This window comes from Streptococcus suis (assembly GCF_002960445.1).
GTDB lineage: Bacteria > Bacillota > Bacilli > Lactobacillales > Streptococcaceae > Streptococcus > Streptococcus hyiners.
This window is the reverse complement of the sequence record NZ_POJD01000142.1, coordinates 397,724-410,738: the sequence shown is the minus strand read 5'-3', so window position 1 is coordinate 410,738 and position 13,015 is coordinate 397,724. Positions and strand designations below refer to the sequence as shown.

Here is a 13,015-nt window from a genome sequence, read left to right as displayed (position 1 = left end):
ATGGTTTTATCAGATATTGACATTGCGAATTCCGTCCAAATGGAACCCATTGGACAGGTGGCAGACCGTTTAGGTATTCCAGAAGAAAGTTTATCCTTATATGGTAGATACAAGGCTAAAATTGACAGTCGTCAGTTAGAAGCCTTGAAAGATCAACCAGATGGGAAATTGATTTTGGTAACGGCTATTTCCCCAACTCCAGCAGGGGAAGGAAAAACAACAACTTCCGTTGGTTTGGTCGATGCCTTGACTGCTATTGGTAAAAAGGCTATCATCGCCCTGCGTGAGCCGTCTTTAGGACCTGTCTTTGGGGTTAAAGGTGGTGCAGCAGGTGGTGGATATGCCCAGGTTGTTCCAATGGAAGATATTAACTTGCATTTTACTGGAGATTTTCATGCCATCGGTGTAGCTAATAACCTGCTGGCAGCCTTGATTGATAATCATATTCATCATGGAAATGCCTTGGGAATTGATAGTCGTCGGATTACCTGGAAGCGAGTAGTCGACATGAATGACCGTCAGCTCCGCCATATTGTCGATGGCCTGCATGGTAAGGTAAATGGAGTACCTAGGGAAGATGGCTACGATATTACCGTTGCTTCAGAAATAATGGCTATTCTGTGCCTATCTGAAAATATAGCTGATTTGAAGGCACGACTGGAAAAAATTATCATCGGCTATAATTTCCAAGGTCAACCGGTTACAGCTGGAGATCTTAAGGCAGCTGGGGCAATGGCAGCACTCTTGAAAGAAGCCATTCACCCTAACCTTGTTCAAACCCTTGAACACTCCCCAGCCCTTATTCACGGTGGTCCGTTTGCAAATATTGCTCACGGTTGTAATAGTGTTCTTGCTACTAAATTAGCCTTAAAATATGCAGATTATGTGGTTACAGAAGCAGGCTTTGGGGCAGATTTAGGCGCTGAAAAATTCATAGATATCAAGTGTCGTCTAAGTGGCTTACGACCATCCGCAGTTGTACTCGTAGCTACTATTCGTGCCCTTAAAATGCACGGAGGAGTTGCCAAGTCTGACCTGGCTCAAGAAAATGTAGAAGCAGTACTTGCAGGTTTACCAAACCTTGAAAAACATTTGGAGAATATTCAGGAAGTTTATGGTTTGCCTGCGGTTGTTGCCATCAATAAATTCCCACTAGACACAGAGGCAGAATTAGAGGCAGTTTCTACTGCTTGTGCCAAACGTGGTGTTGATGTAGTACTGTCTGATGTTTGGGCACATGGTGGTCAAGGAGGGCGTCAACTTGCAGAGAAAGTCGTCCAACTTGCTCAAGAAGAAAATCATTTCCAATTTGTCTATGATGTAGAAGACAAGATTGAAACTAAATTACACAAAATTGTTACAAAAGTCTATGGTGGTCAAGGGGTTAAACTCTCAACACTTGCTAAAAAAGAAATAGCAGAACTGGAAAGACTAGGTTTTGGTTCCTATCCAATCTGTATGGCCAAGACCCAGTATTCATTCTCAGATAACCCTAATCTCTTAGGAGCTCCGACAGACTTTACAGTGACCATTAGTAATGTCAAAGTTTCAGCAGGTGCTGGCTTTATCGTCGCCTTGACAGGAAACATTATGACCATGCCAGGTTTGCCAAAGGTCCCTGCGAGTGAAAAAATTGATATTGACAACCAGGGCAATATCACAGGTCTTTTCTAAGAGAGGTGGAAGGATGATTAGAGTTGAAAAGTATAAAACAAGTGATTACCAAGAAACCTCCTGGTCAGGTGGACGAACCACTCAACTCTATCTCTTTCCTGCTCAGTCTTCCTATGGTGAAAGAAATTTTCAATTTCGATTGTCCACAGCAAGTATGGACACGGAACAATCTACCTTTACCTCGCTACCTTCATATCACCGCATTCTATTAAGTTTAGACCAAACCATTATCTTGCAGGATATGAATAGTGGCGAACAAGTAACTCTGGCTCCTTATCACATCCATCGGTTTGAGGGGGAACAATCCATCCAATGCGTAGGAAAAGCACAGGATTTTAATATTATATTTGACGATAGTGTGCAAGCTGATTTACAGGTGATGGATGAGAACAAGTGGGGAGTAGAGTGTGGGGATGATTTTCAATTTATTTATGCCTTAGTCAATTTGGATTTCCATATAGAAGGGTGGGGAAGTAGTCATCTAGCAGCAAAGGAATTGCTGGTGGTTGAGACCAATGAGTTGCCTCCCCGATCCCTTCATCTAACTGCTTGTCAAGCTTGCCAAAAGCCTAAGGCGCTTATTGCTAAACTTAGGTCTACTGACCTAAGTAGAAACATGGTCTAGAAGAAGATTTAGGAGATCATATCATGGAAAACAAACAGACACAGTTATCGACGCAGGAGAGTGCAAAATTCTCTCTGACAGGAGCGACCTTATACGGTATCAACGCTGTTATTGGGTCTGGTATCTTTCTCTTGCCGCAAAATATTTATCGGGACCTTGGTCCAGCTTCCATCGCTGTTATGCTAGGAACAGCTATCCTAACTATCATGTTGGCGGTCTGTTTTGCTGAGGTGGCAGGTTACTTTGGAAAAAACGGTGGTGCCTTCCAATATTCTAAACGTGCTTTCGGTGATTTTATTGGTTTTAATGTCGGCATCTTAGGCTGGATGGTAACCATGTTTGCCTGGGCGGCTATGGCAGCAGGTTTTGCTAAGATGTTCATCATCACTTTCCCAGCCTTTGAGGGAATGAATATTCCACTTAGTATCGGCTTGGTCATTCTCTTGTCCTTGATGAACATTGCTGGTTTGAGAACCTCCAAAGTCTTTACCATTACGGCAACCATTGCCAAGTTAATTCCGATTATTCTCTTCTCCCTTTGTGCCATCATCTTTATTCCTAAAGGTCTATCAAACTTTAGTCCTTTTGTACAATTATCTGAAGGACAAACCTTGCTGGGAGCGATTTCAGGCACCGCCATCTATATTTTCTATGGCTTTATTGGCTTTGAAACCCTCTCTATCGTAGCTGGTGAGATGAGAAATCCAGAAAAAAATGTTCCTCGAGCTATATTAGGTTCTATTAGTATTGTTTCTATTTTGTATATGCTTATTATTGGGGGTACCATTGCCATGCTAGGTTCTGGTATAATGGATACAAAGGCTCCTGTGCAAGATGCTCTTGTGAAGATGATTGGTCCTGCTGGCTACTGGTTGGTATCTATTGGGGCTCTCATTTCCATCACTGGTCTGAACATGGGTGAATCCATCATGGTGCCACGTTTTGGTGCTGCCATTGCTGAAGAAGGTTTATTACCAGCAGCCATTGCTCGGAAAAATGGCAATGATGCACCAGTTGTAGCCATTATTATTTCATGTGTCATTGCTTGTATCCTCTTGTTATCAGGCTCCTTTGAAATTCTTGCTACCCTCAGTGTAGTCTTCCGTTTCTTCCAATACATCCCAACAGCACTGGCTGTCAATAAATTACGCAAAGATGAGCCGAATGCACAGGTAGTTTTCCGTCTGCCATTTGGACCAGTCATTCCAACTATTGCAGTAGTTATTAGTTTGATTATGATTTGGGGAGATAACCCAATGAACTTTGTATACGGAGCCATTGGTTTACTGATTTCTAGTGCGATTTACTTCTTCATGCATGGACGAAAGAAAGTGTAATGGAACCCTCCTGCAAAATGAAAGGATGAAAGTTATGGCAAAACCACTTGTATTAGATGGAAAAAGTTTGACTTTAGAAGATGTTGTAGCTGTTGCCAGAGATGGTCGGCAGTGCTTGATTTCAGAAGAGGCTAAGGAAGATGTCTTGGCTTCGCGTAAAATTGTGGATGATATTGTCAGGGAAAAGCGGGTTGTCTATGGGGTGACCACTGGTTTTGGTTCCCTTTGTAATGTTAGTATCCCTACTGAAGATACCATCCAACTGCAAGAAAATTTGATTCGCACCCATTCTAGCGGTTTTGGCAATCCCTTACCAGAGGATGTGGTTCGGGCTATTATGCTAATTCGGATCAATTCTCTGGTCAAAGGATATTCAGGTATTCGCCTTGAAACCGTTGAAAAATTGCTGGAGATGTTGAACAAGGGGGTTCATCCATTTATTCCTGAAAAAGGCTCCTTGGGTGCATCAGGTGACCTTGCTCCACTTTCTCATATGGTTTTACCTATGCTAGGTTTGGGTAAAGCTTATTACAAGGGACAGTTGCTTTCAGGTAAGGAAGCGATGGAGCAAGCAGGTATCGACATTATTCACCTAGCAGCAAAAGAGGGCTTGGCCTTGATCAACGGCACAACAGTCTTGACGGCTATCGGTGCACTAGTGACCTACGATGCCATCCAGCTTTTGAAATTGTCAGATATTGCTGGAGCACTGTCACTGGAAGTTCATAATGGTATTACCAGTCCATTTGAAGAAGAATTGCATCTTATCCGTCCTCAAAGTGGCCAACTTGCAACGGCAAGAAATATTCGCCAGCTTCTAGAAGACAGTGGCAATACGACAGTGGCTACTATCCAGCGCGTGCAAGATCCGTATACCTTACGTTGTATCCCACAAATTCATGGAGCGAGCAAGGATTCGATAGCCTATGTCAAAGAAAAAGTAGAAATCGAAATCAACTCTGTTACGGACAATCCAATCATTTGTAAGAATGGCCACGTTATTTCAGGCGGGAATTTCCACGGGGAACCCATGGCTCAGCCATTTGATTTATTGGGTATCGCGATTGCAGAAATCGGAAATGTTTCCGAACGCCGTGTTGAACGTCTGGTCAATAGTCAACTCAGCAAATTGCCATCCTTCTTGGTTAAACACCCTGGTTGCAATTCCGGCTTTATGATCACCCAATATGCCTGTGCAGCCCTAGTATCCGAGAACAAGGTTCTCTCTCATCCAGCCAGTGTGGATTCCATTCCATCTTGTGAAAACCAAGAAGATTTTGTCAGCATGGGAACAATTGCAGCTCGTAAGGCAGGAGAAATACTGAAAAATGCTCGCCGTGTCCTTGCAACAGAAATCATGGCTGCTTGTCAAGCTCTGGATTTGAAAGAAAATAGTGCCAAACTTGGTAAGGGAACCAAGCCAGCCTATACAGTCTTTAGGCAGCAGGTTGGCTTCATCGAAAATGACAAAGACATTGAAATCTACGATGAGCTCAATAAAGCTTCGCTTGTGATTGAAAGTCCGGAATTCTTATCTGCAGTGGAAGAGGCAGTTTCTCTGACTATCCAATATGAATAAGCCAGCCTGAACAGAATTTGACAGGAAGCAGTTAGATAATTATACTAAATAGGAGGTCTTATCAAGGAACAAGACCTCCTATTCTGTCAGAGTTTGATGATGAAGACGATAACTAGGAGAAAACATGCTAAGCAACTATTATCCAATGACCTATCCCTATTATCAAAGAGGGTTTGATGATGATCTCTATACTGCCAAATGGGGCATGGTGATGGAATTTATCGACCTTAATGACCAGACGCTGAAACGCTTTGATGGAAAGTATTTTGGGATTATTGGTTTCAAGAGTGACAAGGGTGTCTATATCAATCATGGACGTGTTGGAGCAGTAGAGGGGGCTAGTAGTATCCGAACCCAATTGGCTAAACTACCGTGGCATCTGGGCAAAGAAGTCAAGATTTACGATGTAGGGGATATAGATGGGCCCAATTGTAGCTTGGCTCAATTGCAGGACAGTTTGGCTGCAGCGGTTCAGCGCATGCTGGAGTTAAATCTCTTTCCGATTGTCCTGGGTGGAGGCCACGAAACAGCCTATGGGCACTACAAGGGATTACAGGCTGGCTTGGAACAGGAAGAACCTGTCGCTGTTATCAACTTCGATGCACATTTTGATCTCCGCCCTTATGACCAGACTGGCCCAAATTCTGGTACTGGTTTTCGGCAGATTTACGATGACTGTAAGGCGAGGGGCTATGAATTTCCTTACTTAGCCTTAGGAATTCAGGAACACAATACCAATCTCTTTCTCTTTGACTTTGTTGCTAAATCAGCAGATATTTCCTTTTTAACCGGGCAAAATCTCTATGTAATGGGCTATGAAAAAATTTGCTCTTACCTGGATGAGTTTGTTCAGCGTCAGCAGGCTATCCATCTGACCATTGATATGGATTGTTTTTCAGTGGGCTCTGCACCAGGTGTCAGCGCCATTCAGTCTCTTGGGATTGATCCAAACCTAGCTGTCCTTCTCTTACAATACTTGGCTGCTAGTGATAAAATTGTTGGCATTGATATTGTTGAAACTTCTCCACCACATGATATTGACAACCACACGGCCAACTTAGCAGCAACGCTTATTTTCTATCTGACACGGATTTTGGTTCAAACACACGACAGAAAATAAAGACTTTTCCTAGGATAACTAGAAAAAAGGAAGGACCATCACTGAATAGGTCCTTCCTTTTTGGTTGTATTTGTAGTTGAGCTTATTTAGTTTTCTTTCATGAAATTATCCAAATCTTCCAGAAGTAAACGGTCGCGATAAGGGTTCAGGAATTGTTTGGCGATGTGGTAGTAGTGGCTCAAGTCTTCATATAATTTTTGAGCAAATGTAGCTTCTAGCAGGGGATTGTCCCTCATTTCATTCTTTAATTTTGCCATTAGGTAATAAATCATGCCCTTATCTCTTGGATTAGAATAGCGAGAAATCAAGGCTTCCTTCCTATCGAGCAGGTCATGAACTCCTGTGTAGTCTTGTTTCTGACAACCTAGTAGTGCCAAATAGAGCTTGAGTTGCACTTCCTTCCAAGGATAAATCTGTTGATTGACTTCTTGAATAGACGCCTGAAAGATGGAATAAGCCTGGTCAAAATCTTGCAGATGATAGTAGGAAGTCCCTAAGCCGATATAAAAACCAAGAGTAGATGACTGTGGAGCCTGGTCTTGCATCAATTCGATAGCGTCTTTTTGCAGGTGGATGGCAGTCAGAAAATCTCTGCGAATCTGAGCCATCTCCGCCAAGTAATCCAGGGCAGCAGCAATCTGAATGGCATATTTCTTCCGCATAGAAGCTGTCAGACTAAAGCAATCAATGGCTTCGTAGAGAAGACGACTAGCCTTCTCCTCATCCCCTAACATGAGATTAAAAAGTCCCTTAAAGCGTAGAAACATTCCGATGGCTTGGTGATCATTAGCCTCTATAGCAGTTTCCAGACCTAATTCAGCATAGTAGCCCAGGTCACTAATGTTTTCAATCTGGATGCAGTAATGGATAAACTGTCGATAGCCTTTTAGTAGGTATTCTTGTTCATGTAGAGCATGAGCTCTGGCGATCACCTTCCGAATACTGCTAACCCCCTTCTGGTAATTACCGATCCGGATATAGTAGCGCCCTTCATAAAACTCAAATCGAACTTGAAGAAGCTGGAACTGACGCTGGTCGCCATAAAGCTTTTCGAGATGGGCCATGTTTTCCCGCACTTCAGCCAACTGTTCCTGGATCCAGAGCCCATTCTCTTCTTCCTTGCCCCCACTTAGTTGGTCCTTACTAGAGCCCAAAGGAAAAAGATCGTAGTGTGACTTGATTGCCAGATTTAAGTGTTGTAAACGGTATTCCAGAGCCATTAGAGGTTGCTTGGCAGCAGTAAAATGCCTTGCAATCTTTAGCAATAAGATGCTGTTGTTGGGTTGAAGTTGTAATTTTTGAATCAGATGAAAGGCAATTTGTTCATGCAAAATTCTTCTTTTTGATAGAGGTAACTGATCGTAGAGAAATTCTCCTAAGACAGCTTGACGAAATTGTACTTCCAGTCGATCATCAACCTCTTTTTGCAGGATAAGGGATTTGCTGGTTAGCTGATCAACCAATACAGCCATTTCATGATGGCTTATCCCCATTAAATCAGCCAATAAACCAACATCACTTCCAGCACTACAGGTCGAAAGGTAGTTGAGTAACTCCTCTTCTTTTGTATCAAGGGCATGGACCTGCAAAGCCATTTTTGACCGAATAGCTGCCGTTAGAGGATGGAATTCACGTCCCTCCCTAATTTGCTGGGCGTATTGGTCAAGGAGAAAGAGATTGCCTTGACTAAAATGATAAATCTGCTCTAAATCAGAAAGAGCATCCTGCTGGCTCAGTTCTTTTAAGAAGTCTTGACTGTCAGCGAGGGATAAATTTTTCAAACAAAGGTTTTCTGCAAGCTGATGGTTATACAGGTAATGCTCAAGATAATCTATTTCCTTATTTTGCCGTAAGTTTCTGGTGAATAGAAATGCTAGAGGAGCACGGCTAAGAGCATGAATACAGTCCAGCACTACTTGTAAACTCTCTTTATCCATCCAATGGGCATCCTCAATCAAGAACAGTAGAGCTTGTTTCTGACAAGTCTTTTCCAAACCATCAATCAAGTCTTCACGGTTCCTAGTTTCTTCCAAAGACAGTCTTGTATCCAATGTCTCTTGGAAAATCCATTGATAGTTATGACTTATCTTTCGCCAAATGGAGTATGGTTTGTAGAGGTCCTCTGGTAAACAGTTGATCTGAATGATAGAAAACCGTTGCCCCTGGTTAGCCAAGACCTGACGGACCAGGCTTCGTTTTCCCGAACCAACCTCACCGTGGAGGAAAAAGGCACGACTACCAGTTTCTAAGACAGAGACTAGGAAATGTTCGAGAGCATGAATTTCTTCAATTCTTCCAAAAAAATAGTCGGTTTTGGGAGCTAGCTGGGAGTCTTTTTTCTCTGCATGATCCCTGACTACTTGATAATAGAGGTTTTTTATCGATTCACCAGGTCCGATTCCGAGCTCCTTATCCAATAGTTGTGCCAAGCGATGATAGGTTTCAATAATCTTTCGTGTCTGTCCTTCCTCCAAATAGAGTTTCATCAAGCTAAGATAATGCTCTTCATTAAATTCATCCATGCTAATCATCCGAAGGATGAGGTGCTCAGCTCCCTCTAGGTCAGACAAGTGCTCTTGTTTTTCCAGCAACTGCTGACAGGCTGTCAGATAGGTCTTTTCCAGTTGGGACTTGATTTTTTCTATCCAAAAGTCAAACTCCTGGCAATTCTTGATATAAAAATTTTCCAGAAACACACCCTTGAAGAGATGGAGCTGGTGAACAGGGTCTGACAAAAATAGCTGCACATCACAGGAAATATCTATATCAGGATTTATAGCTAGCATGGACCTGCTGGGACTGACAATAGCCTCACATCCTAGCTCTCTGTTGGTCTGATAAATAGTATTTCGTAAGTTTTTTCTAGCCTTCTCGGAATTCTTATCCCCCCACAAGAGTGTAGCTACCTCTTCACGACTAGCTTCACCTTTTAACATAAGATAATAGATCAGGGCACTGATCTTTGCGTAGGATGGTGTGATTTCCGCCTGATTGACTAAGATAGTCGGAGTTCCAAATAGCAAACAAGATAAACGCGTCATAAGTAAGCGCCTCCATTCGTTCTTGTATCTACTATAACAAAAAAATATAAGGGAAACAAATGATATATTATAATGTTTAGAAATGATTTCTACTGAAATAGAATGAGCATCTTGACTGCTTTTACGAATACATAGGATGAGGAGGAAATATGTTTATCGTAAAAAATAAAACCAATCACTTGTTCAATCTCCTAGAACTTCAGGATTTGAGAGATGAAGACTTTTATTGTCCCCAGTGTTCTAGTCCAGTCCGCTACCGTTCTGGTAAAATCCTGCGACCACACTTTGCCCATGTTAGTCGTAAAGAGTGCCCATTTTTTACGGAGAATGAATCTGCCCAGCACCTCTCCCTCAAATCAGAGCTTTACAGCTGGCTGGTGGAAAAGGAGCCGGTTGAGTTGGAAAAATACCTACCAGAGATTAACCAACTAGCAGATTTATTGGTCAATAATAGTCTAGCCTTAGAAGTCCAATGTTCCAGTCTGCCGATTTCTCGTTTGCAGGAACGGACGCAAGCCTATTGTAATGCTGGTTACCAGGTTCTCTGGTTGTTAGGCAAGGATTTGTGGCTCAAGGATAGGTTGACCAAATTGCATAAGCAGTTTCTCTCCTTTAGTATGAATATGGGGTTTCATCTCTGGGAATTGGATGACGAGAAGAAGGAGTTACGACTTCGCTACCTCATTCATGAAGACCTGCGTGGCAAGATCCACTGTCTAACGAAAGTCTTTCCTTTTGGTCAGGGAAAATTACTGGATATATTACGATTACCATTTGCCAAGCAAACCCTATCTAGCATGACTTGTCCAATGGATGAGGATTTGCCTCGCTACATTGCTCAACAGCTTTATTACAAATCCCCTAAATGGCTTGCCCTGCAAGCAGAGGCTTATGGACGTGGAGAAAATCTACTGACCAAGACAGCATTAGACTTCTATCCCCAAATCCGACTGCCCCGCTCGGCCATTGGCTTTGCCCAGATCAAGCAAGACCTGACACCGATTTACCAGGCATTTGACCAGTTTTACGACAAAGTGGAAAATCAGAGAAAACAAGTCTTGTATCCACCTATAATTTATAGACGATATATGTTAATAATGATATAATAAAAGAAAAGGTTTACAAGGGGGTCTTGTGATGAAACGGAGTCGAGTAACTATAATAGGTGCTTCTTTACTCTTATTGGCATGCCTATCAGCCTGTGCTGTAAGGCATGAGGAGGGGCAAACCACCACAGCCTCCAGTCAGCAAGTGCAAACAATCAATGAGAAAGAGGCTCAAAAGTTTACAACCCAGCATAGTCAGAAAGTAGCATCTAAAGAAGTAGGAGATGACGGAGGAACACTCATAGTCTTTGAAGATGGTACGGAATATCTTTACACTGATGAATATTATATGCTTTCCTACCAAAGTGGTTGTAAGGTAACCTATTTCGTCGAAAGCGGTGACTATACAGTAGCGACTGACGAATATGAAGGCGAAGAGAAGGCAAGTGAGGCTACTGGACAGATTGGACAGTATTTTGTAGCTAGTGGCTACTCTATCGCTTTTGCAAATGATGGAGATTTAACGATTGACCTACAAGGAAATTTTGTCCATCAGGCTAATAATCAGGAGATAAAAGGAAGTATCAAAGAGGCTGAAGGAAGCAGTTACGTTGACGGTTTGTTAAATAAATATGGTATCCCCAATCTTGCATTCTATGATAGCTTTGTCAAGGAAGCAGTAGCCGATGCCAAAACCTACTTTACTGGTAGTGAGTAAAGTGTAGGCCTCCACTTTCCGTTGGAAAGAGGGGCTTTTTTATGGTAGAATATGAGCTACGGAGGATACATTATGTCTAAACAACGTTATGAAATCGAAGAAAAATACCAGTGGGATTTGACCACAATTTTCCCAACAGATGAGGCTTGGGAAGCTGAGTTGGAGGCTATCCAGGTAGAAACAGAAAAAGCCAAGGCCTTTGCAGGTCACTTGCTGGACTCAGCTAAGAGCCTCTTGGAGATTAGCGAAACCCAGCTTGGACTTATGCGTCGACTTGAAAAGCTCTATGTCTATGCGTCCATGAAAAATGACCAAGACACTCGTGAAGGGAAGTACCAGGAATTTCAAGCTAAAGCACTGAGCATTTACTCAGTTTTTTCTCAGACTTTTGCCTTCTATGAGCCAGAATTTATGGCCATTACCGAAGAGCAGTTGGAAGCCTTTAAAGCAGAAGAACCAGCCCTTGTTCAGTACAGCCACCAGTTTGAAAAACTCTTGTCAGCCAAGGATCATGTCTTGTCCCAAGAGGTCGAAGAAGTCCTTGCGGCAACCAGCGAGATTTTTGAAGCACCGTCTGAAACTTTCTCTGTTTTGGATAATGCCAGCCTGCGTTTCCCAGAAATCGCTGATGAAGACGGTCACTTGGTACCACTTTCTCACGGCAACTACATCCACTTTATGGAATCACAGAACCGTGAAGTGCGTCAAGAAGCCTATGAGGCTCTGTACGAAACATACGAGCAGTTCCAGCATACTTACGCCAAGACCCTTCAGTCTAACGTTAAGGTCAATAACCTGAAAGCTCGTTTACGCAAGTACGACTCTGCCCGCCACGCAGCCCTTTCAGCCAACTTCATCCCGGAGTCCGTATACGATACATTAGTGTCAGCAGTCAACAAGCACCTTCCGCTCTTGCACCGCTACATCAATTTGCGTAAGAAACTCTTGGGTATTGATGACCTCAAGATGTACGATATGTACACACCGCTTTCTAGCAGAGACACAAAAGTCACCTATGAAGAAGCCTTGGCTACTTGTGCCGATACCTTGAATATCTTTGGTGATGAGTACGCGGCTATTGTCAAAGAAGCCTTTGAAAACCGCTGGATTGATGTCCATGTCAACGAAGGCAAGCGTTCAGGAGCTTATTCAGGTGGTGCCTATGACACCAACGCCTTCATGCTCCTCAACTGGCAGGACAATTTGGACAATATGTACACCCTCATTCATGAAACAGGGCACTCGCTTCATTCTATGTTGACTCGTCAGAACCAACCTTATGTCTATGGACACTATTCTATCTTCTTGGCTGAGATTGCTTCGACTACCAACGAAAATCTCTTGACCGAGAAACTCTTGGCAGAAGTAGAAGACGCCAAGGCCCGCTTTGCCATTCTCAACCACTACCTAGACGGCTTCCGTGGAACTGTCTTCCGTCAAACCCAGTTTGCAGAGTTTGAGCAGGCTATTTACAAAGCAGACCAAGAAGGTCAGGTCTTGACAGCAGACTTCCTCAACCAACTTTACGGGGAACTTAACGAGAAGTATTACGGCTTGTCTGCGGAAGAAAATCCACACATTCAGTATGAGTGGGCTCGTATTCCACATTTCTATTACAATTTCTATGTTTACCAATATGCAACTGGCTTTGCGGCAGCATCTGCTTTGGCAGACAAGATTGTCAATGGTAGCCCAGAGGACAAGGAAAACTACCTCAACTACCTCAAGGCTGGTAGCTCTGATTATCCACTCAATGTCATCGCAAAAGCTGGTGTGGATATGACCAAGGAAGACTATCTTAACGACGCCTTCAAGGTCTTTGAAGCCCGCTTGACAGAGTTGGAAGCTCTTGTTGAGAAAGGAGTGCATCTCTAA

9 protein-coding genes are annotated in these 13,015 nt (G+C 43.0%); 8 read left to right on the top strand and 1 reads right to left on the bottom strand.

Annotated features, from left to right (window positions below; all coding sequences use genetic code 11):
- The 5 genes from C1G53_RS05880 (at position 1) to hutG (ending at position 6,335) form a co-directional block, all read left to right on the top strand.
- Positions 1–1,674: a formate--tetrahydrofolate ligase gene (locus tag C1G53_RS05880; protein ID WP_105118038.1), complete on the top strand. Its 1,674-nt coding sequence runs from the start codon at positions 1–3 to the stop codon at positions 1,672–1,674.
- A 13-nt stretch (positions 1,675–1,687) separates the two neighbouring features.
- Entirely contained in the window at positions 1,688–2,299 is a 612-nt protein-coding gene (locus C1G53_RS05875; RefSeq protein WP_105118037.1) for a HutD family protein, read from the top strand.
- Between the two features lie 23 nt (positions 2,300–2,322).
- Positions 2,323–3,636: an APC family permease gene (locus C1G53_RS05870; RefSeq protein WP_105118036.1), complete on the top strand. Its 1,314-nt coding sequence runs from the start codon at positions 2,323–2,325 to the stop codon at positions 3,634–3,636.
- Between the two features lie 34 nt (positions 3,637–3,670).
- Complete coding sequence (hutH, locus tag C1G53_RS05865; RefSeq protein WP_105118035.1) at positions 3,671–5,215, top strand: histidine ammonia-lyase; 1,545 nt, start codon at positions 3,671–3,673, stop codon at positions 5,213–5,215.
- Positions 5,216–5,339: 124 nt separating this feature from the next.
- On the top strand, positions 5,340–6,335 hold the full coding sequence (hutG, locus tag C1G53_RS05860) for a formimidoylglutamase (RefSeq protein WP_105118034.1): 996 nt from the start codon (positions 5,340–5,342) through the stop codon (positions 6,333–6,335).
- 86 nt (positions 6,336–6,421) lie between these two features.
- Here hutG and C1G53_RS05855 read toward each other — a convergent pair whose 3' ends face one another.
- Positions 6,422–9,376: an AAA family ATPase gene (locus C1G53_RS05855; RefSeq protein ID WP_105118033.1), complete on the bottom strand. Its 2,955-nt coding sequence runs from the start codon at positions 9,374–9,376 to the stop codon at positions 6,422–6,424.
- 149 nt (positions 9,377–9,525) lie between these two features.
- Between C1G53_RS05855 and C1G53_RS05850 the strand changes: the two genes are divergently transcribed.
- The 3 genes from C1G53_RS05850 to pepF all read left to right on the top strand — a co-directional run bounded on the left by C1G53_RS05850 (position 9,526) and on the right by pepF (position 13,015).
- Positions 9,526–10,482, top strand: a complete 957-nt coding sequence (locus tag C1G53_RS05850) for a competence protein CoiA (protein ID WP_105118032.1) — start codon at positions 9,526–9,528, stop codon at positions 10,480–10,482.
- 31 nt (positions 10,483–10,513) lie between these two features.
- A complete protein-coding gene (locus tag C1G53_RS05845) occupies positions 10,514–11,140 on the top strand; it encodes a hypothetical protein (protein ID WP_153046662.1) in 627 nt (208 codons plus the stop codon).
- A gap of 72 nt (positions 11,141–11,212) precedes the next feature.
- The gene (gene pepF / locus C1G53_RS05840) at positions 11,213–13,015 is read left to right on the top strand and encodes an oligoendopeptidase F (protein WP_105118030.1); all 1,803 of its coding nucleotides are present in this window, start codon (positions 11,213–11,215) and stop codon (positions 13,013–13,015) included.